The sequence below is a fragment of the Stenotrophomonas sp. TWI1409 genome (genome assembly GCF_039673015.1).
GTDB classification, from domain to species: Bacteria; Pseudomonadota; Gammaproteobacteria; order Xanthomonadales; family Xanthomonadaceae; genus Stenotrophomonas; species Stenotrophomonas maltophilia_A.
Window position 1 is genome coordinate 55673 of the sequence record NZ_JBDJKU010000012.1, and the last position, 23676, is coordinate 79348.

Annotated in this window: 20 protein-coding genes and 1 pseudogene; 11 read left to right on the forward strand and 10 right to left on the reverse strand. The window is 66.9% G+C overall.

Annotated elements, in window-relative coordinates:
• Positions 1 to 10: 10 nt before the first annotated feature.
• Both ABE423_RS06220 and ABE423_RS06225 read left to right on the forward strand, forming a co-directional pair.
• On the forward strand, positions 11 to 1849 hold the full coding sequence (locus ABE423_RS06220) for a M3 family metallopeptidase (RefSeq protein WP_180837684.1): 1839 nt from the start codon (positions 11 to 13) through the stop codon (positions 1847 to 1849).
• A 68-nt stretch (positions 1850 to 1917) separates the two neighbouring features.
• Positions 1918 to 3258, forward strand: a complete 1341-nt coding sequence (locus ABE423_RS06225; protein ID WP_346485401.1) for a TPM domain-containing protein — start codon at positions 1918 to 1920, stop codon at positions 3256 to 3258.
• A gap of 1 nt (position 3259) precedes the next feature.
• Here the strand turns inward: ABE423_RS06225 and ABE423_RS06230 are convergent, their stop codons facing one another.
• The 3 genes from ABE423_RS06230 to ABE423_RS06240 are packed head-to-tail and all read right to left on the reverse strand — an operon-like array spanning position 3260 to position 5906.
• Entirely contained in the window at positions 3260 to 3931 is a 672-nt protein-coding gene (locus ABE423_RS06230; protein WP_346485388.1) for a VOC family protein, read from the reverse strand.
• Between the two features lie 54 nt (positions 3932 to 3985).
• Positions 3986 to 5065, reverse strand: coding sequence for an alpha/beta hydrolase (locus ABE423_RS06235; protein WP_346485390.1), 1080 nt, complete (start codon positions 5063 to 5065; stop codon positions 3986 to 3988).
• A gap of 13 nt (positions 5066 to 5078) precedes the next feature.
• A complete protein-coding gene (locus ABE423_RS06240; RefSeq protein WP_125895553.1) occupies positions 5079 to 5906 on the reverse strand; it encodes an AraC family transcriptional regulator in 828 nt (275 codons plus the stop codon).
• 201 nt (positions 5907 to 6107) lie between these two features.
• Here ABE423_RS06240 and ABE423_RS06245 point away from each other — a divergent pair, with 201 nt between their 5' ends.
• Together ABE423_RS06245 and ABE423_RS06250 are read left to right on the forward strand one after the other, a co-directional pair.
• Entirely contained in the window at positions 6108 to 8510 is a 2403-nt protein-coding gene (locus ABE423_RS06245; RefSeq protein WP_293792190.1) for a TonB-dependent receptor, read from the forward strand.
• Entirely contained in the window at positions 8510 to 9811 is a 1302-nt protein-coding gene (locus tag ABE423_RS06250; RefSeq protein ID WP_125895551.1) for an aminotransferase class V-fold PLP-dependent enzyme, read from the forward strand. The genes ABE423_RS06245 and ABE423_RS06250 overlap by 1 nt, the downstream gene beginning before the upstream one ends.
• Positions 9812 to 9934: 123 nt before the next feature.
• On the opposite strand, the pseudogene ABE423_RS06255 reads toward ABE423_RS06250, so the two are convergent.
• The 5 genes and pseudogenes from ABE423_RS06255 to ABE423_RS06275 all read right to left on the reverse strand — a co-directional run.
• Positions 9935 to 10192: pseudogene (locus ABE423_RS06255) on the reverse strand (PLP-dependent aminotransferase family protein); the annotation flags it as partial.
• Positions 10193 to 10343: 151 nt separating this feature from the next.
• Positions 10344 to 11858 carry a PLP-dependent aminotransferase family protein gene (locus ABE423_RS06260; protein WP_346485392.1) on the reverse strand — a complete coding sequence of 505 codons (1515 nt, stop codon included), beginning with the start codon at positions 11856 to 11858 and terminating at the stop codon, positions 10344 to 10346.
• A 9-nt stretch (positions 11859 to 11867) separates the two neighbouring features.
• Positions 11868 to 12467: a DUF6436 domain-containing protein gene (locus ABE423_RS06265; RefSeq protein WP_012481503.1), complete on the reverse strand. Its 600-nt coding sequence runs from the start codon at positions 12465 to 12467 to the stop codon at positions 11868 to 11870.
• The gene (locus ABE423_RS06270; protein WP_005414763.1) at positions 12467 to 12745 is read right to left on the reverse strand and encodes a hypothetical protein; all 279 of its coding nucleotides are present in this window, start codon (positions 12743 to 12745) and stop codon (positions 12467 to 12469) included. Before ABE423_RS06270 ends, ABE423_RS06265 begins: the two co-directional genes overlap by 1 nt.
• A 55-nt stretch (positions 12746 to 12800) precedes the next feature.
• Positions 12801 to 14216, reverse strand: a complete 1416-nt coding sequence (locus ABE423_RS06275) for a PLP-dependent aminotransferase family protein (RefSeq protein WP_253144114.1) — start codon at positions 14214 to 14216, stop codon at positions 12801 to 12803.
• A 183-nt stretch (positions 14217 to 14399) separates the two neighbouring features.
• Here ABE423_RS06275 and cyoA point away from each other — a divergent pair, with 183 nt between their 5' ends.
• From cyoA to ABE423_RS06300, 5 genes are all read left to right on the forward strand, one after another.
• Positions 14400 to 15305, forward strand: a complete 906-nt coding sequence (cyoA, locus tag ABE423_RS06280) for a ubiquinol oxidase subunit II (protein ID WP_071227643.1) — start codon at positions 14400 to 14402, stop codon at positions 15303 to 15305.
• A 5-nt stretch (positions 15306 to 15310) separates the two neighbouring features.
• On the forward strand, positions 15311 to 17287 hold the full coding sequence (cyoB, locus tag ABE423_RS06285; RefSeq protein ID WP_006474876.1) for a cytochrome o ubiquinol oxidase subunit I: 1977 nt from the start codon (positions 15311 to 15313) through the stop codon (positions 17285 to 17287).
• On the forward strand, positions 17284 to 17919 hold the full coding sequence (gene cyoC, locus ABE423_RS06290) for a cytochrome o ubiquinol oxidase subunit III (protein ID WP_005414759.1): 636 nt from the start codon (positions 17284 to 17286) through the stop codon (positions 17917 to 17919). The genes cyoB and cyoC overlap by 4 nt, the downstream gene beginning before the upstream one ends.
• Position 17920: 1 nt before the next feature.
• Positions 17921 to 18253 (forward strand): cytochrome o ubiquinol oxidase subunit IV, encoded by a 333-nt coding sequence (cyoD, locus tag ABE423_RS06295; protein WP_006399830.1) that lies wholly within the window; start codon positions 17921 to 17923, stop codon positions 18251 to 18253.
• 142 nt (positions 18254 to 18395) lie between these two features.
• Positions 18396 to 19067: an SCO family protein gene (locus ABE423_RS06300; RefSeq protein ID WP_346485403.1), complete on the forward strand. Its 672-nt coding sequence runs from the start codon at positions 18396 to 18398 to the stop codon at positions 19065 to 19067.
• Between the two features lie 126 nt (positions 19068 to 19193).
• Here ABE423_RS06300 and ABE423_RS06305 read toward each other — a convergent pair whose 3' ends face one another.
• A complete protein-coding gene (locus ABE423_RS06305) occupies positions 19194 to 19787 on the reverse strand; it encodes a hypothetical protein (RefSeq protein ID WP_006399785.1) in 594 nt (197 codons plus the stop codon).
• The gene (locus ABE423_RS06310; RefSeq protein WP_049400824.1) at positions 19787 to 21553 is read right to left on the reverse strand and encodes a S8 family serine peptidase; all 1767 of its coding nucleotides are present in this window, start codon (positions 21551 to 21553) and stop codon (positions 19787 to 19789) included. The genes ABE423_RS06305 and ABE423_RS06310 overlap by 1 nt, the downstream gene beginning before the upstream one ends.
• A gap of 310 nt (positions 21554 to 21863) precedes the next feature.
• Between ABE423_RS06310 and ABE423_RS06315 the strand changes: the two genes are divergently transcribed.
• Both ABE423_RS06315 and ABE423_RS06320 read left to right on the forward strand, forming a co-directional pair.
• The gene (locus ABE423_RS06315; protein ID WP_180866041.1) at positions 21864 to 22304 is read left to right on the forward strand and encodes a DUF2231 domain-containing protein; all 441 of its coding nucleotides are present in this window, start codon (positions 21864 to 21866) and stop codon (positions 22302 to 22304) included.
• Positions 22297 to 23607, forward strand: a complete 1311-nt coding sequence (locus ABE423_RS06320; RefSeq protein WP_346485397.1) for a sorbosone dehydrogenase family protein — start codon at positions 22297 to 22299, stop codon at positions 23605 to 23607. The genes ABE423_RS06315 and ABE423_RS06320 overlap by 8 nt, the downstream gene beginning before the upstream one ends.
• The last annotated feature ends 69 nt before the right edge of the window (positions 23608 to 23676 follow it).

Genomic DNA, 23676 nt, shown 5'->3' on the forward strand with positions numbered 1-23676 from the left:
GGAGACGCCGATGCAGGCTTTCAGGAAGCGCACCACCACCGCCGCCATTGCCGCCGTATTGGCGATAGCCCCCTTCAGCGGCGCGCAGGCACAGTCGGTGCATGCCGATGACCGCACCTACTTCGCCAGCGCCGCGTCCGAACAGACCGCGCGCGACGCGCTGGGCAAGCGCGTCGAGGCCCTGCAGCAGGCGTCCACCCTCGCACCGGCGGAACGCTTCCAGCAGGCCGAGGCACTGGAGGCGCAGTGCCTGCGGCATCTCGGCTACCTGCATCTGCAGTCCGCCCGCAACGCGCGCGATCTTCGCCCGGCACAGGCGATGGAGCAGGCAGCGGGGCTGTGCAGCCGCATCGCTCGCAGTGGTCGCGCCGCACTGCGCGAGGCGCCCGCAGATGCGGCGTGGGCAGCACCGTATGGCTTCCTGCGCACTCGGGCGCTGAAGGAGGCTGCCACCCCGGCCAACGCCGCGCTGGATGAGGCCGTGGAGGCACTGGCCGATCCGGCGCTGGACAGCTTCGCGCGCCTGCGCGGGCAGATCCTGCGCAGCGCCGAGTATCCGCAGATCGAGCACGGCGGTCGTCACTGGGACACCGGACGCGACAAGCAGCTGCTGGCCCAGCAGCCCGACCGCGCCCTGCGCGAGGCCGGCTGGAAGGGCTACTGGCAGGGGCTGCACTCGCGCCGTGAGCCGATGGCCTCGGTGCTGCTGGGGCTGGTGCAGGTGAATGACGCCGCCGCACGCCTGCAGGGTGACGGCTCGGCGCCGGCATATGGCTACCAGCGCATGGGCCTGGATACTGCCGCAGTGGATGCAACGCTGGTGGCGATCGAACAGCACGCCGGGGACCGCCGTGCCTACCAGGACATGCTGCTGCGCCACGCTGCGCGATCCGGCATCGACGCGCCGCAGATCTGGGATACCACCGTGCCCGATGCCGGCTATACGCCACCAGTGCTGACATTGACGCAGCTGCGTGACAATGCCGCCGATGCCATGCAGCACCTGGGGCCGGCGTACGTCGCCGAACTGCGCGCGCTGCTCGATCCGGCCAACCAGCGCATGGATCTGGCCACCGAACGTGGTGACCGCAGCCAGGACGCGTTCCCGGTGAGCGCTCCCGGTGTGCCGGCAATGCTGTTCGTTGGCCTGCGCCGTGGTGATCTGGAAAGCGACGTCGAGATCGCCCATGAAGCCGGTCATGCCGTGCACGGCGAGTGGATGCAGCGCGGTCATGCGTCGCCGCTGCAGCGCAATGGCAGCCAGTGGCTGACCGAGGCGTTCGCGATCTACAACGAGCTGCGCTTCCGCGACCAGCTGTACCAGCAGGCAGAGGATCCGCGCGCCAAAGCCTATTACCTGAAATCGCTGCTGGACGACATGGTGCTGCAGCTGTTCACCTCTTCCGAGGAAGCGCAGCTGGAGCAGTCGATCTATCGGGGCGTGGCCGCCGGCACGCTGGGCACCGCCGATGACCTGGACGCGCTGACCGGGCAGGTGCTGGCGCGCTTCGGCCAGCAACCGGAGCGCTACCCGCAGCTGCGCAACACCTGGATCGGCAAGCGCCTGATGTATGAAGACCCGAATTATCTGGTGAACTACCTGTATGCGGGGCTGCTGGCCGTGCAGCTGTACGTGCAGGACCAGCGCGACCCCGAAGGGTTCCGTGAGCGCTATCTTGCCGTGCTTGGCGAGGGCTTCGACCGCGCGCCGAGCGAGCAGGTGGCGCAACTGCTGGGGCACGCGCCTGACTGGGCGGCCCTGGTGGATGCCGATCTGCAGGTGTTCAACCAGACGGCGGCGCAGCTGCAGGCGCTGCATGCGCAGATCGAGGCAGGGCAGGGTACGTGAACCCGGCGCGCCCCTTGCAGCAGGCGGCCGCCACCGTGTGGCTGCTGTTGCTGCTGTGCCTGCTGCCGATGGCAGCGCTGGCGGTCACCCCGATACCTGCGCTGGACGATCCGGTGGTGGATGCCGCCAACGCGTTGTCCGCCGACACCCGCGCCACGTTGCGCAGGCAGGCGCTGCAGCTGCAGGCGCGGAAAGGTGCACAGCTGCAGGTGCTGGTGGTACCCAGCGTGGGCAGCGAAGGCATCGAGGCCTATGCACAGCGGGTGTTCGATCAGTGGCAGCTGGGGCGCGCCGGTGTCGACGATGGTGTGCTGCTGTTGGTGGCGGTGCAGGACCGCCGCGTGCGCATCCAGACCGGCTATGGCCTGGAAGGAGCGCTACCGGACGCGTACGCCGCTCGCATCATCGACAACGCGATCGTGCCGCGCTTCCGTGAGGGCGATGTCGACCAGGGCGTGCTCGATGGCACGAAGATCATGGTGGCGCTGATCGATGGCGAGGACCTGCCGGCATGGGAAGAACCGTCGGCCAGCAACGTGCTGCCTGCGGACTGGCGACGTGCAGACTCGGTGGTGGCGTTGACCCTGCTGGCCGGTTTCCTGGCCGGGCTGTGGCGCTCGCCGCCGCCCCTCCCGCCGGCGAAGATCGAGGACGATTTCAGCGGCAGCCGTCGGGAGCGGCGGCGCAAGGCACTGGCCGCCAATGCATCGGCACCAAAACCAACCTGGCCGACCTTGCCGGCCTGGGGGCGTCCGATGCTGCTGACAGGGGTGATTGCCGCAGGCGCGCTGTCCGTGGCGTTGCTGCTGCCACGCCACTTGCTGCCGGGCCTGTGCTTCGTGATGGTGCTGGGCGTGCCGGTGGCGGCCCTGCTCGGCTGGTGCTGGCGTCGCAGCCGCGGGGTGCGCGTCGTCCTGTCCGGCATGCTGGTGCTCAGCGCAGTCTTCCTGGTACAGGCGCTGCTTCGTGGCCAGCTGCCACCGAGCCTGGCCCGACACCTGCTGCTGCAGTCCGCCGCGGGCGTTGTCACCCTGATGGTGTTCCTGCTGGTGCAGGCCTGCCGCACACGCTGGAAGAAGAATCGCGGCAGCTTCGTCGTGCGCATGACGGTGCTGGTGCTGTTGACCCTCGGCTATGCCGCGGGCGCGTTGCTGGCGATCCATCGTGCCGAAGGTGACGATCCACGGCTGCTGGCAATGATCGTGTCCGGGGTGTGCGGCGTACTGCTGTACTTCGTGTGGTTGTTCACCATGCTGCCGGGCGAGCGCGCACGTGGCCGGGTTTCATCCTCCCGCGAACGCACGTCGTCCCGTTCGTCGTCCTCGTCGAGTTCGTCGTCGAGCAGTTCCAGCAGCTGGTCTGGAGGCGGCGGCCGCAGCGGCGGAGGCGGCGCGTCCGGCAGCTGGTAGTTCAGGTCGCCTGCACCCGCCAGCCGAGCGAGGCGTCCTCCACAACACCCGGGCCGGCCACGTCGCCGACCTGCAGCTGCAAGCCGCGCGCGTTCGGCAGGTCCTTCTGCTCGGGGAACCAGCGACGATCCGCCGCAACCACGATCAGCAGGCCCTCATCGTCGCCCATCGGCGCGAACTGCGGCGACGGCGGGCTGATCGGTTGCAGGCCGAACCGCAGGCTGGAATGTTCGCGCACAGCGTCGACATCGTGGCTGGGCAGGCCGACTTCGCTCAGGCAGGTCAGTTCGCTGCCGTGGAACGCACCTTCGCGCGCGCTGGCCGGCAAACGGCGGCGGCCGATCAGTTCCAGGATCAGGCCGTCAGGACCAGTGAAGTACACCGACTGCGACTGCCAGCTGCTCTCCAGCGCGAAGTAGTCCAGTCCCGCCGGATTGCGTTGCAGCGGCGTGCGCTCACGCAACCAGGTCATCGCCTCGCTGAAGCGGTTGTCCGGTACGTTGAAGGCCAGGTGCACGCCACCGACCGGATGATCAGCCGCCGGCTGCAGTTCGATCGTGCTCCAGCCGATGTGCACGTGATTGCCGACCACGCGCTGCTGCAGCACATCGTGGAAATACGCGGCGACGGTGGTGACGTCGGACACTGGCAGGGTGAGGTGAAGCAGGCGCATGGCCGATCCTCCGTGGATGCGCCCACTGTAGCGCCGGGCCATGCCCGGCGGCCACTACCGCAGTGCTTCGGCGAAGAATCGCACCGCGGCATCCACTGCCTGCGCGTGGGTGTCCGCCTTCGGAACCGAACTGCTGCAGAGCTCGGGCAGCCTCTGCACACCAACCGCTGTACAGGCCGCCAGGAAGTCGTAGTGACCGACATCCGGCAGACGCTGCAGCACAGCGCCCGGAATCAGTGTCTGTGCAGCCTCGCCATTGCTCTGCGGTGGCGCAACCGTGTCAGCCTCGCCCAGCACGATCGACACTGGCTGCCTCAGCGAGGACAGCTGCTCGGGCGCGAACGCCTGCACGATCGCGGGTGCCAGCAGGAATGCCGCACGCACGCCGGGGATCGCGCGCGAGTCGTTGGCGTGGGAGATCCAGGGAGACATCGCGGGTGAGCCCGCAGCGGCAACACGCGCGTCCATCGTGTGCGTGGCGGTTTCCTGTTGTGGCCGGCAGACGCCGTCATCCGGGTGCGCGCGGCAGAAGGCCAACAGCCGCTGCAGGTCGGGGCGTGCACCGGCGGCCAGCAGCGCGGTGTAGCCTCCGGCCGAGAACCCGGCCACACCCAGTCGCTCAGGGTCGACATGCGGACCCAGCAGCGGATCGGCCTGTACTGCAGCGAGTGCCGCGCGCAGGTCATCCGCACGCAACCAGCTCAGTACGCTGCCGGGCAGGGTCATCTCGTCCACGCCGTTGTTGCCGGGATGATCGACCGCGATTACCAGATACCCGGCGCGCGCCAATGCCGTGCCCAACCAGCCCATCATGCGCGCGCTGCCGCCGTTGCCGTGGGAGAGCAGCAGGGTCGGCAGGCGCTTGCCCGCGATCGGGGCATCCGTGGCTGAGCGGCCGACGTCGAACAGCGGCGCATCGGGCGGACCGATGGTCAGGGCGGTTTCCGTGCTGCCAGCGGGCGCGGGATACCAGACCGTGTAGCGCAGGGCGTCGCGATGCTGCGCATCGCGAACCGCGGCGCTGGCCACTGTGGTGGTGCCGTGGCGTTCGCCTGCTTTCCAAGGCTCGCCAGCGCTGGCGGCCCCCGCGGAGGCCATCAGCATCATTCCCATCACAGTGGCTGTCATGCGCATCCTCAACTCCTTGTCAGCGTGGGCGTTCGTCCACCGGCAGCCAGATTTCCACGCCGCCGTTGCCGCTGTGCTCATCGAAACGCATGTCGTAGCGTTCCAGATCGGGGGCATCGGCCAGGCTGAGCCCGGAGCCGGGCAGGTAGTGATCCAGCAGCCAGAACCAGGTCGAGCGGATGGTCGAGATGTGCCCGCCGTGCCAGGCCACCAGGTAGCGACGCGGCGGAATGTCCACGCGTTGCCAGTGCGCAGGTACGCTCGGCACCGCGCTGGCCGGCAGTGCGGCGATGTAGTCGAAGCCGCCATCGTCATCACTGTTGCAGCACACGCCGAAGCTGATCGGTGCCGGAGTCGGCCATTCCCGGTTGAGCTGCGCCCACTGTCCGGGTATCGCACCGCCGCTGTCGCGGGTATGCCGCATGCCGATACCCGCGACCTGGAAGGCAGGGGTATCGAGCAGGCGCGGCGCTTCACCGCAGGCAGTCGGCGCATCGTCCACGCGGATCGCCTGCACCAGCGCCAGCCCATCGGTGCCTTGTTCGCGTACCCGCTCCGGGGTCTGCCCGAACTGTTCGCTGAAGGCGCGGGTGAACGCGGCATGGGTGGTGTAGCCCGCGCCCAGTGCCACCTGCAGGATGTCGCCCGCCCCGTTGGCCAGCCGCTGCGCGGCAGCGGTCAGGCGCCGTCCCCGCAGATAACGCACCACCGAGGTGCCGGTGCGGGCCTGGAACAGGCGCGACAGATGGAACGGCGACAGCCCCGCCGCAGCGGCAATATCGGCCAGTGCCAACGGCTGGTCCGCATGGGTTTCGATGTACCACAACGCCTTGCCTGCCGCGCTCATCCAGCCGTTCCCCGATTCCGATGCCGGGCACAGTAGCGGATCGGCAGGCAGCGCGTTTAGCAGTTCTTGCGCTCAAGCGGCATCAAGCTGTCGCACTGACGTCATGGCTCCTTCACAGATCGCGCCGAGACTGCGCGCCTTGTCCAGGCCTGCGATATCCCTGCAGGTGCTGGCCCTGTCGCGTCCTCCCGGAGCCCTGCCGTGCATCGTTCGAAGCTTTCGCGTTCCATCCTCCTCGCCCTTTCCATGGCCAGCGCAGGAGGCGCGATCGCAGCGGAGGCCGATGCGGTCGATGCCCCGGCGGGCAGCCGTGCGGCGCCCACCCAGCTCGATGCGATGCTGGTCACCGGCACCCGCGCCTCCAACCGCACCCAGTTCGAAACGTTGGCGCCGGTGGACGTGTTCACCAAGGAAGATATCAAGTCCGTTGAATCCACCGACCTGAAGGACGTGCTGGCGCAGCTGGTGCCGTCGTTCGTGGTGCAGCGCCTGCCGATGGCGGACGGTCAGGTGTTCGTGCGCCCGGCCACGCTGCGTGGCCTGTCGCCGGATCAGACGTTGGTGCTGGTCAACGGTCGTCGCTTCCACCGCAGCGCGCTGCTCGGCAACCGTGGCGCGCAGGCGGCCGATCTGGCACAGATTCCGACCAGTGCGATCAAGCGCATCGAAGTGCTGCGCGATGGTGCGTCGGCGCAGTACGGCTCGGACGCCATCGCCGGCGTCATCAACATCATTCTCGAGGATGGCCCCGGTACCGAGATCACCGCCGGCTACTCGCAGTACGCGCAGGGCGATGGCGCCTCGCGCGATTTCAGCGCACGCACCGGCTGGTCGCTGGGTGACTACGGCAGCCTGGTGCTGTTCGCCGAATCGTCCAACTCCGACGCCACCTCGCGCACCCGCCAACGCCCCGATGCCATTGCCTTCCAGGCCGCGCATCCGGATCTGGACGTGCCCAACCCGGTACAGCGCTGGGGCCAGCCGGAACTGGAAAGCCGCCGTGTCGGCTTCAACGTGAAAGCCAATGCCAATGACACGCTGGAGCTGTATGCGTTCGGCCTGTACAGCCACAGCGATGGCGTCAGCGATTTCAACTGGCGCAATCCGGACACCACCACCGGTGCCTACCGCACCACGGCGATCTTCCCCGGCTGGAACCTGCGTTCGATCTATCCGGTGGGCTTCAGCCCGCAGTACGGCAACGTCCAGAACGACCTGCAACTGGTCGGTGGCCTGCGTGGCGAGATCACCCCGAAGCTGCGCTGGGATGTCAGCGCCTCGTATGGCCGCAACGCCATCGACTACAGCCTGAAGAACTCCATCAACGCCTCGCTCGGCCCGGCCAGCCCGACCGCATTCGATCTCGGCCGCCTGACCCAGACCGAGAAGAACGCCAACGCCGACTTCAACTACGAGTGGGATGTGGCTGCGCTGTCCAAGCCGATCAACGTCGCCTTCGGTGGTGAGTTCCGCCAGGAGACCTACCAGGTGCGCGCGGGTGATCCGGCTTCGTACGCGGTGGGGCCGGGCGCAGCGGCGGGCCTGGAAGCCAACTCCAACGGCGCGCCGGGCTTCTCGGCCAGCCAGGCCGGGCAGTGGAGCCAGCGCAGCAAGGCCGCCTACGTGGATATGGAAGTGCCAGTGGGTGAGCGTTGGAGCATCGGTGCAGCCAGCCGCTACGAGGACTTCTCCAGCTTTGGCAGCACGCTGGACGGCAAGCTCTCGGCGCGTTTCGCGATTACCCCGGACGTAGCCCTGCGCGGTACGGTGTCCACTGGCTTCCGTGCACCGACCCCGGCGCAGCTCAACACCACCAGCACCACCCAAGGCCTGGATACGCGCACGCTGCAGATCTTCACCAGTGGTCGTCTGTCGCCGAACGATCCGCTGGCGCAGCTGCTCGGTGCCAGGCCGCTGAAGCCGGAGGAATCGCGTACCGCGTCGCTGGGCCTGACCTGGCGCACCGACCTGGGCCTGTCCGGTTCGGTCGACGTCTACCAGATCAAGCTCACCGACCGCTTCAGCCAGTCGGCCAGTTTCGCCATTCCGGCTGGTACTCCCAATCCGCTGGGCTATACCTCGGTGAACTACTTCACCAACGACTTCGATACCACCACCACCGGCGTGGACGTGGTCGGCAACTACCTGCGCGACCTCGGCGCGGGTCGCATGACGCTGACCCTGGCCTACAACTACAACCGCACCCGCGTGGACAACGGCAGCACCTCGGTGGCCACCAACGAGACCCAGCGCGTGCTGTTTGAAGACCGCCTGCCCGAGCACAAGGGCAGCCTGACCGGCAGCTGGGATGTCGGCGCCTGGTCGCTGATGGCGCGCATGCGCTACTACGGTGCCTGGACCGACGCCAGCGGCAATGCGGTGGGCGATATCTACCAGCGCTTCGGCGCGATGAGCTTCCTCGACCTGGCCGTGGGCTATCGCATCAACGAGCACCACAGCCTGCGCGTGGGGGCCGACAACGTGCTGGACCGCTATCCGGATGAGGCGGTGTTCCAGGCCAGCCGCGGCCTGGTCTACTCGCGGAACGCGCCGTACGACACCGATGGTGCCAACCTGTACGCGCAGTACCGGTTGAGCTTCTGATGGACCGCACGCGCCGCTCCCTGCTGCGTGCCGGCACCCTGCTGCCCGCCGCAGCCGCACTGTCTTCACTGCCCGCCATGGCTGCCACGCGTTACGCTGCGCCCATGCAGATTCCCGCAACGACCGTGGCGCCGGACGTGCTGGCCCGCGATGAAGGCTATTGGGCCTCCGTGGCCAGTCACTTCGATATCACCGATGAAGTGAACCACCTGGAGAACGGCTACTGGGGCGCGATGGGCCGCGAGACGCTGGCGAGCTACCAGCGCCACACCGCTGAAGTGAACCGTGGCAACGCCTGGTACGGCCGTCGTGAGTTCCCGGCGCAGTACATGGCGGTGCAGCGGCAGGTGGCCGAGCTGCTGGGCGTGGGTGCCGACGAGATTGCACTGACCCGCGGCGCCACCGAGGCGATGCTGGCCCTGATTGGCGGCTACAACCGTCTGCAGCCCGGCGACCAGGTGCTCTACGCCGACATCGACTACGACAGCATGATCGGCGCGATGCGCTGGCTGCAGCAGCGTCGCGGCGTGCAGGTCGAGCGTATCGCGCTGCCGGCCGTGCCCGACCACGCGCAGATCCTGCAGGCCTACGAGGCCGCATTCGCGCGGCTGCCACGCCTGAAGCTGGTGCTGCTGACCCAGGTCAGCCATCGCCATGGGCTGGTGCTGCCGGTGGCGGAGATCGCCGAACGCGCGCGAGCGCGCGGTATCGATGTGATCGTCGATGCCGCGCATGGGTTTGGCCAGATCGACTACGCGGTGCCGCAGCTGAAGGCCGATTTCGTCGGCATCAACCTGCACAAGTGGATCGGTGCGCCGGTGGGCGTCGGTGCGATGTACGTGCGCAAGGGGCGTGTGGCCGACCTGGATCCCTACATGGGTGAAGCCGACGATGGCCGCGTGGGCAGCCGCGTGCATACCGGTACGGTCAACTTCGCCGCCTACCTGGCACTGCCGGAGGCGATTGCCCTGCATCAGCGCATCGGCGTGGCCAACAAGCAGGCGCGCCTGCGCTACCTGCGTGAGCGCTGGACCTTGCCGGCGCGGCAGATGGCGCACATCGAAGTGCTGTCTTCGCCGGACCCGGCGTTGGCCAGCGCATTGGCCAGCTTCCGCCTGCGCGGGCGTACCAGCGTGGCCGACAACATCGCGCTGCAGAAGCGGCTGCTGGATGAGCATCGCGTGTTCACCACCCATCGCGACGGGTTGGAGTCTGGCGCGTGTGTGCGGGTGACGCCGTCGGTGTTCACCCGGCCGGAGCAGATGGATGCGTTGGTGCAGGCGCTGGACGCCCTGGCCTGACCCTGCTTTGGTGGGTGCCAACCTTGGTTGGCACATTCCGTCCGTGCCGGGGAATCTTCCGCCGGGCATGGCCGGCGCTACCAGGTCCAGCGCACATCCACGCATGGCGTGGATGCATTGCGCCTACCGCTCGATCGCCGGCAACGCATCCGACAGCAACAACTGATCAATCCGCCGCAGCGCACTTTCCAGCTGCCGGCGATCCGCCGCCAGCCCCAACGACAGCCGCACGCCGCTCTGGTGCGATACCCCCGGCAGGCAGAACGCCGATGACGGCGCGATCGCCAGCCCCTGCAGCTGTGCGGTACGTACCAGCGTGGCGTCGGTCCACGGCGCCGGTATCCGGCACCAGGCATGCGGACCTTCCGCGCGCTGCAGCAGCCGGAGCAGATGGATGCGCTGGGGCAGGCGCTGGTGACATTGGGGTAGTGGCGGGGCGGGGGCCGGCCCCACCCAATAAAAAACAGACCAAAACACCCACACCGCATGATCCGTGCATGCCATTGCCGGCCAGCGGCCGGCACTACCAGACCTACCGCTCGATCGCCGGCAACGCATCCGACAACAACAGCCGATCAATCCGCCGCAGCGCACTTTCCAGCTGCCGACGGTCCGCCGCCAGCCCCAGCGACAACCGCACCCCGTTCTGATGCTGTACCCCCGGCGGGCAGAACGCCGATGACGGTGCAATCGCCAGCCCCTGCAGTTGCGCGGTGCGCACCAGCGTGGCATCGGTCCACGGCGCCGGCACGCGGCACCAGGCATGCAGGCCTTCAGCCCGCTGCAGCAGCGATGGCGCCAGCAGGTAGCGGGCCATGCGCATGCGCTCGCGCGCCTCGGTGCGCACCTGCGTCAGCAGTGACTGCGCCGAACCATCCAGCAGCAGCTGGCTGGCCAGCGCCGAGACCAGCGGATGGCCCATCAACCGCGTTGCCCGCAGTGCAGCCGTCATCGCCTCGGCATGCGCCGCGCTCGGACAACGCACGAAGGCGGTGCGCAGGCCGGGGCTGATCACCTTCGACAGCGTCGCCACGTAGAACACATGACGCGGTGCCAGTGTTGCCAGCGGTAGCGGCGCCTCCTCGGTGAGGTGCCAGTACGGATCGTCTTCGATCGCAAGCAGTCGTTCGCTTTCCAGCACGCGCGCCAGCGCTTCGCGCCGATGCAGCGGCAGGGTGAGTGCGGTCGGGTTCTGGCAGGTGGGATTGAGATAGACCAGCCGCGCACCGCTTTCGCGTGCCAACCGCGCCAGCGCCTCGGGGCACATGCCGTGCTCGTCGCTGTCCACCGGCAGCAAGCGCCGACCCAGTGCGGCGGCCGCCTGCAGCAGGCCCGGATAGACCAGCGCATCGCACAGGATCGCGTCGTCGTCGCGTCCCTGGCTGACCAGGATCGACGCCAGCGCCACCTGTGCACCTTCGGTCAGCAGCAGGCAGGCATCGTCCACCTTTCCCAGCATCGGCTGCAGCCAGCGCGCCGCTGCGTGGCGGTCGGTGGGGTTGCCGCCGCCCAGGTGATAGGTCATCAGGTTCGGTGCGTTGCTGCGTGCGAGTACGGCGGCCGCACCACGCCGCAGCGTCTCGGCCAGCGCATCGGCGTCGGGCACTGGCGGTACGTTCATGCTCAGGTCCACCACTTGGTCGAAGCCGGCCTTGGGCGGTGCGATGAAACTGCCCTGTGGTCCACGCGCTTCGATCAGGCCACGCTTGCGTGCTTCATCGAAGGCGCGGGTGACCGTTGTCAGGTCGATACCGAGCTGCTGCGCCAACGCGCGTTGCGAAGGCAGGCGCTGTCCCGGTGCGAGACCACCGCGGCGCACCGTGCGTTCCAGCGAGTTGACGATGCGCAGGTAGATCGGCCCGCTGTGCGCGAGTACGTCCTGCACCCATTCGCGGGCTGCGACATCCGGTCGCGGCATGTACGGAGCATGTCGGGGCGTATCGTTGCTTCCAACGGCGGGAGCCTGTCCATAACCATCGGTCGGTTCGGACAGGTGACCGCCGTTGTTGTTTGCGGCGGCCACGCCGGCCAGCGTCAGTGATGTCATTGCGCGTCCTCAGCGCTTGGCCTGCCACGGGCAGTAGCAGCCCACGGCAAGCAGTCCTTTCGGGCGCACGGTCTCGCCGCGCACCAGTCTGTCCAGCAGCGGTTCGACGAAGCTGTTGGCCGAGTTGCAGACCATGCCGATGCTGTACGGTCCTGCGTAGGCGAGGTGGCCCTGGCGATCCCAGATGGCTACGGCGGGGCTGGCCGGGATGTGTTCGATGCCATCGATGGTCGGCAGGTTGATCACTTTGTTGCGCAGTGGCTCGGGCAGCTCGCCCTGCGTACCCGGGCGGCGGATGGCATAGAAGTCGATGCCGGCGCGGCGGTACATGCTGATCAGGTAGCTCAGGTGCGCACCGGTTTCGCGGTTGCACACGCCGCAGGCCGGGTCCCAGAAATGCACCACGCGGATGCGGCCGGTATCACCGGCCAGATCGGCCGGCAGGCGCAGCTGCGAATCGTCGAAGACGATGGCCTGTTCGGTGAAGGTGGACTGCGCGCTGTAGCCGAAGTACTGCCACAACGCAGCTGCCACGCCGGCCATGAACAGGCAGGCGAGGGCGATCATCGTCGGCAGCAGCCAGCGGCGACGCGGCGCGGCTGCGCCCATCAGGAATCTTCCCGGCCGAACTTGTGCACGTACTGCTTGCGCATCTCGCGGCAGGAATCGGCCTGCGCGCGGCGCTGGATCTCGCTACGCGACGGATCCTCGCTGCGCTGCACGCACTGCTCGATGGCGTGGCGTTCGGCGGCCTGCACATCCACGGTCTGCGGCTGCAGGCAGACCCAGGCCAGCGCGGCCAGCATCAGCACCACAAAGCCGCCGCACCCGGCCATCACCAGGTGGAACTTCAGTTTCTCGGCGCGCATCGATGCACGTCCCTTCATCCATACATTGCATACAAAATATCATCTTGTATGGATAAAGCGCCATGCGCCCCGTTCAGACGATGGCGTTGTGGCGTGCCTCGGGGGCCTCGGACAGGATCTCGTTCAGCTTGGCGAGCGCCCCGGCCAGCGCGCCCTGGTCGACTGCGCCGCCCAACGACAGGCGGATCGCATTGCCCGGCGGCGGTTCTTCCACGCTGAAGGCATCGGAGCTGGCAATGCCCAGCCCCTGCTCCTGTGCGGCCTGGATCAACCGGTACTGGTCGAGCCGCGGCGGCAGCGGCAGCCACACATGCAGGCCGGCCGGATGCGCCTGGGCACGGGCCGGCAGGTAACGGGCGGCAATGGCCTGGCGCTCGCGCAGTTCCTGCTGGAAGCGCTGCACCATGTCCTGGGCCTGGCCGCTGCGGATCCACTGCGAGGCCACCGCTACCATCGACTGGGTCGGCATCAGTGCGATCGCGCGCAGCGCATCCAGCACCGGTTCCATCGGCTCGCCGGCCGGCACCACCAGGTAGGCGGTGCGCAGGCCCGGGGCCAGGCACTTGGACAGGGTGGAGATGTAATAGACCGGGCAGCCGGCATCGCGGTGCGCGGCCAACGGCGGCGCGGCGTCTCCGGCCAGCAACCAGTAGGGATCGTCTTCGATCACGGTCAGGTCGTGGCGCTTGGCGACCGCCAGCAGGGCCTGCCTGCGTTGTGCCGACATCGTCGCTGTGGTCGGGTTCTGGATGGTCGGTACCAGGTACAGCAGGCGCGGGCGGCGTAGCTGGCAGGCCTCCTCCAGTGCGTCGGGCAGCATGCCTTCGGCGTCCATCGCCACTGGCACCACGCCCCGCTGCAGCACGCGCGCGGCGGCCAGCAGGCCCGGGTAGGTCAGCTGCTCGGCGGCAATCAGCTCGCCCGGCTGGGTGCGGGCCAGGATCAGCGCGCACAGTGCGGTCTGCGCACCGGGGCAGATCACCACCTGGTCGGCACCGACCGTCCCCAGCATCGGCGCCAGCCACTGCACCGCGGCGGCGCGATCCTCGCGGGTGCCGGCGCCGACGTGGTAGCTCATCAGTTCGCCCTGGCCCAGCTGCTGGCCCACGTGCTGGAAACCGGCCTCCATGCCCTGTGCGAACGGCGCGCTGCCCAGCAGCGGCGGGATGTTCATGCTCAGGTCCACCGAGGTGCTGCGGTTGCCGGCCGACAGCGCGATGAAGGTACCGCCAGCGCCTTGGGCGTCGAGCAGGCCGGCCTGGCGCAGCTCGGCGAAGGCACGGGTGACCGTGGTCAGGTCCACGCCCACCTGCTGGGCCAGGTCGCGCTGCGGCGGCAGGCGGTCGCCCGGGCGCAGCACGCCGTCATCCACCGCCTCGCGCACCTGCTGGGCAATCTGCAGGTACAGCGGGCCGGCGCCCTCGCGGAAGGGGCGAACCCAGGTGCGATTGGGGTGTTTCAGGCGGCGGCCGGCGGCAGGTGGCGTCATCGGTCAGTTTTTTCCATACGTGCAGATGCACAAGTCCATACAATGATGTATCTTGTATGGGCTTGATTGGAGTGGTTCGCCTGCTTGTAGGCGACCTCGTACCCACAGTGTAGCCGCTCCACGCCCGGGCGCTGCGCGCAGGCGAGCCGGTCAAGCGCGCTTCTTCAACAGGGTTGACCTCCAATGAATATCTGCTGGAACCGCATCCGCCTGGCGCTGGTCGCCCTGGCCTGCGTCGGCCTGTCGGGCTGTGACTGGGTGCTGCTGGATTCGAAGGGCATGGTCGGGCTCGCCCAGCGCGACCTGATCCTGATCTGCATCGGCCTGATGCTGATCGTGGTGATACCGGCCATCGTGCTGACCTTCGTGTTCGCCTGGCGCTACCGCGCCGGCAATACCAAAGCCAAATACATGCCTGACTGGTCGCACTCCACCAAAGTGGAGATCGTGGTCTGGGGCGTGCCGCTGATCATCATCGCGGTGCTGGCGGTGATCGTGTGGAAGTCCACCCACGAGCTGGACCCCTACAAGCCGCTGGACGTGGCCGGTGAGCCGCTGCACGTGGACGTGATCGCCACCGACTGGAAGTGGGTGTTCGTGTATCCGGACCTCGGCATCGCCACGGTCAACCAGCTCAACTTCCCGGTCGACCGCCCGCTGGCGTTCAACATCACCTCCAACTCGACGATGAACACCTTCTTCATCCCGCAGCTGGGTGGGCAGATCTACGCGATGGCCGGCATGCGCACGCAGCTGCACCTGATCGCCAACGAGCCCGGCCAGTTCCGCGGCATGTCCGGCAACTACAGCGGGCATGGCTTCTCGAACATGAAGTTCATCGCCACCGCCAGCAGCAACGAAGACTTCGAGCGCTGGGTGGCCGAGGTGCGCAGCGCGCCGGACGCGCTCAGCTTCACGCAGTTCAAGGCGCTGGCCGCACCGTCGAAGAACGCACCGGTGCAGCACTTCTCCAGTGTTGAACCACTGCTGTTCAAGAAGGTCATCGACCAGTTCATCGGCGTTGGTGAGAACACCGCTGCTGCGACCCCGGCGGGCGCTGCCGGCGGTGCCCAGGTTTCCCAGGAGTAACGAACATGTTGGGTAAATTGACGTGGGAGGCCGTGCCGCTGCACGAGCCGATCGTCGTGGTCACATTGGCGGCCATGGTGCTGGGTGGCCTCGCGCTGCTCGGCGCGGTGACGTACTTCAAGCTGTGGGGCCCGCTGTGGCGTGACTGGTTCACCACCGTGGACCACAAGAAGATCGGCATCATGTACGTGGTGGTAGCGCTGGTCATGCTGGTGCGCGGCTTTGCCGATGCGCTGATGATGCGCGCGCAGCTGGCCGCGGCTGGCCCGGGCAGTGACGGCTTCCTGCCACCTGAGCACTACGACCAGATCTTCACCGCGCACGGCGTGATCATGATCTTCTTCGTGGCCACCCCGTTCGTGGTCGGCCTGATGAACATCATCGTGCCGCTGCAGATCGGCGCGCGCGACATGGCGTTCCCGTTCCTCAACGCCTTCAGCTTCTGGATCTTCGTGGTCGGCGCCGCGTTGATGATGATCTCGCTGGGCGTTGGCGAATTCGCCATGACCGGCTGGGTGGCCTATCCGCCGCTGTCGGGCATCGAGTTCAGTCCAGGCGTGGGCGTGGACTACTACATCTGGGCATTGCAGGCTTCGGGCATCGGCACCTTGCTGACCGGCGTCAACCTGTTCATCACCATCCTGCGCATGCGTGCGCCGGGCATGACCCTGATGAAGATGCCGGTGTTCACCTGGACCGTGCTGGTCACCAGCGTGATCATCATCGCCGCCTTCCCGATCCTGACCGTGGCGCTGGGGGCGCTCACCCTGGACCGCTACCTGGACTTCAACTTCTACACCAACACGTTGGGTGGCAACCCGATGATGTACGTGAACCTGGTGTGGGCCTGGGGCCATCCGGAGGTGTACATCCTGGTGCTGCCGGCGTTCGGCATCTTCTCTGAAGTGACCGCCACGTTCGCGCGCAAGAAGCTGTTCGGCTACAAGTCGATGGTGGGCGCCACCCTGGCGATCGGCATCCTGTCGTTCATCGTCTGGCTGCACCACTTCTTCACCATGGGCTCCGGTGCCAGCGTCAATGCCTTCTTCGGCATCATGACGATGATCATCGCCATTCCCACCGGCGTGAAGATCTTCACCTGGCTGTTCACCATGTACGGCGGTCGCGTTGAGTTCAGCGTGCCGATGCTGTGGACCATCGCCTTCCTGGTCACCTTCACCATCGGTGGCATGACCGGCGTGCTGCTGGCCATTCCGGGCGCGGACTTCCTGCTGCACAACAGCCTGTTCCTGGTCGCGCACTTCCACAACACCATCATCGGCGGCGCGCTGTTCGGCTACCTGGCCGGCTTCGCCTACTGGTTCCCGAAGGTGTTCGGCTTCACCCTCAACGAGCGCCTGGGCAAGTGGTCGTTCGCCTGCTGGGTGATCGGCTTCTACCTGGCCTTCATGCCGCTGTACATGCTCGGCTTCATGGGCATGACCCGCCGCATGAACCAGTACGACAACCCGGCGTGGACGCCGTACCTGATCGCCGCCTTCATCGGTGCACTGTTCGTGTTCGCGGGCATCATCCTGATGCTGGTACAGATCTACGTGAGCGTGCGCGACCGCAAGCGCAACCTGGACCTGACCGGTGACCCGTGGAACGCACGCACGCTGGAATGGGCCACGCCGTCGCCGCCGCCGTTCTACAACTTCGCCGTGGTGCCCAAGGCCGATGAGCTGGATGCCTTCCACGAAGCGAAGAAGCGTGGCCTGCCGCCGCCGCCGAAGAAGTACGCACCGATCCACATGCCGAAGAACACCGGCGTGCCGCTGATCCTCAACATCTGGATCCTGGTGCTGTGCTTCGCCCTGGTCTGGCACATCTGGTGGATGGCCGCAGCCAGCTTCATCGCGATGATCGTGACCCTGATCGTGCGGTCCTATGACGAGGACGTGGACTACTACGTCAGTTCCGAAGAGGTGGCGCGCACCGAAGCGGCCAACCTGGCCAAGCTGAAGGAGGTACGCGCATGAACCTGTTGACCCGCCCCGAGCTGGCCAGCGACACGCAGGCGCACGAGGACCACCACGAACACGACCATGGCCACGAACAGGGCGGCATGAAGGTGTTCGGCATGTGGGTCTACCTCATGTCCGACCTGGTGCTGTTCGGTTCGCTGTTCGCCTCGTACGCGGTGCTCAGCACCGCCTACGCCGGCGGCCCCACCGGCAAGGAGCTGTTCTCGCTGCCGTTCGTGATGGCCGAGACCTTCCTGCTGCTGGTCTCCAGCATCACCTACGGCCAGGCCGTGCTGGCGATGCATCGCCACGATACCTCGGCAGTGCTGCGCTGGCTGGGCGTGACCTTCGTGCTCGGTGCCTCGTTCATCGGCATGGAGATCTACGAGTTCTCGCACCTGATCCACGAAGGCGCAGGCCCCAGCACCAGTGCCTACCTGTCGGCGTTCTTCGCGCTGGTCGCCACTCACGGCCTGCACGTGGCCAGCGGCCTGATCTGGATGGCGGTGGTCATGCACCAGGTCTACCGCCGCGGCCTGACCCCGACCAACATCACCCGCGTGTCGTGCCTGAGCCTGTTCTGGCACTTCCTGGACCTGGTGTGGATCTGCGTCTTCACCTTCGTCTACCTGATCGGAGCCTTCTGACATGGCCCACGTCGAAACCTCGCGCGCCGGCAATGCGCACGGCTCCACCAAGTCCTACCTGATCGGCTTCGTGCTGTGCGCGCTGCTGACCGTGGTGCCGTTCGCGCTGGTGATGAACCCGGTGCTGTCGCGGCCGCTCACGCTGTTCCTGCTGGTCGGCTTCGCGGTGGCGCAGATCCTGGTACAGCTGGTCTATTTCCTGCACATGGACCGCAAGTCCGAAGGTGGCTGGAACCTGGCCAGCTTCGTGTTCACCCTGGTGATCCTGTTCATCGTCGTCGCACTGTCGGTCTGGATCATCTGGAGCATGCACTACCACATGATGATCAACTGACCGTGGCCGGGGTGATCGGCATGGACCGCGCGATCACCCCGGCACCTCCGTCCTCTTTCCCCCACGGGCAGGCCTGACCGAGACCCCGCCCGCGTCTGCGTTGGTGGTACCCGTGAAGCGTCCTGCTGCTGTTGCCCGTTCGTTGTTCTCTCCCCGTTTCCGCCTGCCGCTGCTGGCAGGCCTGGCCATCGGCCTGCTGGCCGGCTGCAGTGCGCAGTCGCGCATGGACTTCTATTCCAAGGACATCGCCTGCGAAGAGCTCGGCCAGCAGTGGTCGATGCCCGACAGCCACGGCACCGTGCGTGGGCCGAAGGACCTGCAGGGACAGGTGACCTATCTGTTCTTCGGTTTCACCAGTTGCCCGGACGTGTGCCCGACCACCATGGTCGAGCTCAGCCAGGTCAAGCACCTGATGGGCAAGGATGCCGACCAGCTGCAGGTGGTGTTCGTCAGCGTCGATCCCGCACGCGACACGCCCGAAGTCGCCCGCACCTACGTGGAAGCGTTCGACCCCAAGGCGATCGCATTGGTCGGCAACGAAGCACAACTGGCCGCGATGGCCAGCGACTTCAAGGCGTTCTACGAAAAGGAACCCGGCCAGGTGCCGGAGACCTACACCATGAGCCATATCGCCGGCGGCTACGTGTTTGATCGCCAAGGCCGTCTGCGCCTGTTCGCGCCCTACGGCATGCCGGTGGACAAGCTGTTCTCGGACGTGCAGCGCCTGCTGCTGGAGCCTGGCCATCCGGCCGCCGGCAACGGCCCGCTGGCCAGCTGCCACCTCAAGCAAAGCGACACGCTCGCCGCCCGGTAGGTGTCGAGCTTGGTCGACACGCGGTGAATGAATCTGGTGGATGCCGACCGTTGGTCGGCACACCCCCACACACCAATCCCCCGGCCGGCCAGGAGAGCCAACCGGCCGGGGGCACCACTCAACGCCTTACTTGGTTTCTTCCCACTGCACCACGTCCGGCTCGGCTGCCTTGATGCCGGCAGTCGACAGCAGCTTGGTGGTCGCATCCAGTGCCGCGTTCACCGACGGATACTCCACAATCGCGCGGCCCGAGGCCTTGGATACCTTCACCACGGTGCCGCCGGTGGCGGTGGCCGCACGCTGCGCCGAAGCCGCATCGGTGAAGAACACCTTGACCCGCGAGGTCGCCACGACCGGTGCGCCATCGTTGGAGACAGCGGCCGCAAACTTGCTGGCACCGGCATCCGCACGTGCGGCCACACCGGTAGACGCATCCGTGGACCGCTTGCTGCGGGTGCCGACGGCCGCCGCGCTGGCATCAGCCCCGGTGGTGATCCGGAACTGGCCGCCGCTGGCCTGCTGCACGGTTGCCGACGGTGCCAGCTGGAAGCGCGAGCCGCCCACATTGAACGAACGGCCAGTGGCCTCCGCCTTCAACTGTTGCGTGTCTACGGTCGACAAGGTCTTCGCCGGAGGTGTCTGGCCCGAGCTCTGTGCCCAGGCGGTGGTGGTCATCGCCGCGAGGGCGAGGGTGCTCAACAGAATGGTCGTCTTCATCATCAGTGCCCCAGAACGCGGATCTTGAAGAATTCGAGGTTGCCACGCGATGCTGCGTTCGCGGCCTGCCCCAGGTCGGTTACTTCCAGTGTCCAGGTGCCCGTGGCGTTCTCATCCAGGAAGGCATTGCTGGACAGCAGGTCCCAGTTGGTGAAGTTGCGCTGCACGCCGTTGAGGCCAGAGCCGATGGCAGTGAATGCCGGCTGCACCACGCTGCGGGTGCCACTGGGCGAGATCAGCACGAACTGCAGCTGGCGGGTGTTGCTGTGGTTGACGCGGAAGCCGAGCTGCACGCTCTCGATGTTGCGTGCACCGTTGGCGAGCTGGAAGGTCAGGCGCGCCGCGGCCGCCGAGGTATTGCCGATGGCCACAGTGCGCGTCGTGTTGCGCCAGCCACTATCCACCAGTGCACCCAGCGGCTGGAAGTCCTCTGCGACCTGTACCGCGCGTGCTGCATTGACCACACCGAAACCGTACCAGTTGCTGTAGGCACGGCCGGCGGCATTCACCGTCCAGCCCGGCACCAGCACGCGGCCGTCGGAGTGGGTCACCGCTGCCCGGTTCGGATCGGTGCGGGTGGCGGTGGTGGCCAGGATGTACTTCACATCGCGGTAGGACAGGTTCGGGTTGGTCTCCAGCAGCAGTGCCGCCACGCCCGACACCATCGGCGTGGCCGCCGAAGTGCCGTTCATCTTGCCTGTGTAGTTGCAGGTGCTGTCGATGGCAGACTGGTCGCCGTCCAAGGTGTTGCGCAGGCTCGTGTTCTTGTTGCTGCCCTGCGCGCAGCCGGTGACATCGGTGGTAAGGATGGCCGGATCGTAGCGGATCGCCAGCTGCCCCGGCACGACCTGCCGCTGCCAACCATTCTCACCGCCGAAGCCGGACACCCACAGCGCCGAGCCGGTGGACGAGTAGGAAGAGCGCACGCCATCGGCGCGCACGGCGGCAACGGTGATCACGTTGAACAGGTTGTTACGCGGGTCGCGGCCGGCCGGAATGCAACCCGTGTTGCGGTTCTTGGTGTCTGCCGAGCAGATGTCGGTGCCATCCGAGCGTGCGCCGTTGTTGTGATTGTTGCCTGCGGCCTTCACGTAGATGCCACCGCGCCCGCCACGGGTGCCGGACATGGCCTGCTCATAGGCGGCGATGTCGTTCTGGCTATAGGCGAGCGGCAGGTTGGGGTTGCCCGGGCTGGAGCCCCAGCTGTTGTTGAAGACCCCTACGTCGGCCACTTCGGCGCCGTCCCACCACGAGTACTCGATGTTGGAATTCGAATTGCCCTGGGCATTGGAGGCCAGGAAATTGAAGCCCTTCAGGGTGGCCGCCGAGGCCACGCCGCGCACGCCCAGATTGTTTGCACCCACCGCACCGGCGATGCCGCCGACCATGGTGCCGTGATTGTCGCGGTCCGGATTGGACGGTGAGGGGTTGTTGCTCTGGTTGGCGAAGTTCTTGCCCGCGACCGCCGCAACGTTGGCGGCCAGGTCCGGGTGTGCGATCTGCAGGCCGTCATCGACGATGGCGATGGTGACGCCCTGGCCACGGATGCCATTGCGGAACAGGCCATCCACGTTCAGATCGTTGCCAGCCACCGGCAGGGTATCGCCCAGTACGGCCTGTCCGGTGTTGAGCAGATGCCACTGACGCCCGGCCAGCGGATCGGCCTGCTGGGCCTGGGCGGTGACGGCCAGGCTGCCCAGCACCAGGGCAGTGGCAAGGGCCAGGCGCGCGGAGCGCGGTGGCGCGGAGCGTTGCGTGTGTCGCTTCATACACGAATCCTTCTGTTGTGAATCGGCATGGCAGGACGGCGGGGCGGAACTGCCCCATCGCAACGAGCCAAACGCGACACAACGAACAACCCCCTACCTCTTCACACTCCCAATCTGCAGATGTGCCGATTGCGTCACAAACGCTTATGCCGTGGGGTAATGACGACTGCAGCGGCCCGCATCTGGTAGGTGCCCACCTTGGTTGGCACGCGTATCGACGCATGGCGTGGATCTACCCGGCATCATCGCGCCCCCTCACATCCGGCTGTGCTACTACAGCCCGTGCACCCTTCCGCATCGGAGCACGATGATGGTCAACCCTCTGGCCCAGGCCCATCGCGGCCTCGGCACCACGCTGTTCAGCCTGTTGAACCCGATACCCTTCGGCTTCTTCGTCGGCGCGCTGATCTTCGACGCGATCTATCTCAACAGCGCCGAGGTGATGTGGGGCAAGGCCGCCGCCTGGCTGATCACCTTCGGCCTGCTGATCGCCATCATTCCGCGCCTGATCAACCTGTTCACGGTCTGGCGCCGCAACGGCACCGCCACGCGAATCGACCGTATCGACTTCTTCCTCAACCTGGTCGCGGTGCTGCTGGCGATCTGGAATGCCTTCGTGCACAGCCGCGATGCGTATGCCGTTGCCGTGCCGGGCACGATCCTGTCGGCGCTGACCGTGGCCCTGATCGCGCTGGGCCTGATCCTGCTGTCGCTGCAGCCGCCGGTGCTGCAGGGAGGTCGTCATGGCTAAGCACATCCTGCCCACCGTGGGCGCCCTGGCGCTGGCCGTGATGCTGTCGGCCTGCGCGGGCAAGGCCGAGTACCACCCCACCGACCAATCCGGTGCGAAGCCGCCGTTGCCAGCACCTAAGAACTTCCTGATGCCGCCGATGCAGGTGCCTCGTGGCGTGGGTTGGGCCGATGGGCAGTCACCCACCGTGGCCGAAGGCCTGAAGATCGAACGCATCGCCGCCAACCTGCAGCATCCGCGGCGACTGTTGACGCTGCCCAACGGCGATGTACTGGTGGTGGAGGGCAATGGCCCCGGCGAAGAACCGGTCACCACGCCCAAGCAGTGGATCGCCGGCAAGGTGAAGGCGCGCTCGGGCAAGGCCGGGAAGGGCGGCAACCGGGTCACCCTGCTGCGCCGCACGCCGGGCACGAACAACTGGACCCAGCATGTCTACATCGAAGGCCTGCATTCGCCGTTCGGCATCCAGCTGATCGGCGACACGCTGTACGTGGCCAACACCGGCAACATCATGCAGTACCACTACGTGCCGGGCGAAACCCGCATGTCCGACAAGGGCCGCGAGTTCACCGACCTGCCCAGCACCATCAACCACCACTGGACCAAGGAACTGCTGGCCAGCCGTGACGGCAGCAAGCTGTACGTGGGCGTGGGCTCCAACAGCAACATCACCGAGAACGGCCTGGCCGTTGAATATCGCCGCGCGGTGGTGCTGGAAGTGGACGTGGCCACGCGTGGCAGCCGCATCTTTGCGTCGGGCATCCGCAACCCGACCGGGCTGGATTGGGAGCCGAGCACCGGGAAGCTGTGGGCGGTGGCAAACGAACGCGACGAGATCGGTGCCGACCTGGTGCCTGATTACCTCACCTCGGTGAAGGAAGATGGCTTCTACGGCTGGCCCTACAGCTACTACGGCCAGCACGTGGACGAGCGCGTGCAGCCGCAGCGGCCGGACCTGGTGGCGAAAGCCATCACGCCGGACTACGCCATCGGCTCGCACGTGGCACCGCTGGGCCTGCTGTTCTACACCGGCCAGGCACTGCCGGCGCAGTACCACGGCGGCGCCTTCATCGGCGAGCACGGCAGCTGGGATCGCTCACCATTGAGCGGTTACGAAGTGGTCTACGTACCGTTCAAGGACGGCAAGCCGACCGGGCGGCCGCAGACCGTGGTCAGTGGTTTCGCCTCCAAGGACGAGAAGACGCTGATGGGCGCGCCAGTGGGCATGGCCATGGATGCCGAGGGTGCATTGCTGGTCGCCGATGACGTGGGCGACGTGGTGTGGCGGGTGTCAGCCAAGTAGTTCTGTAGCGTCGAGCCACGCTCGACTGCGTTGGATCTGGCCTTGTAGAGTCGAGCCATGCTCGACTGC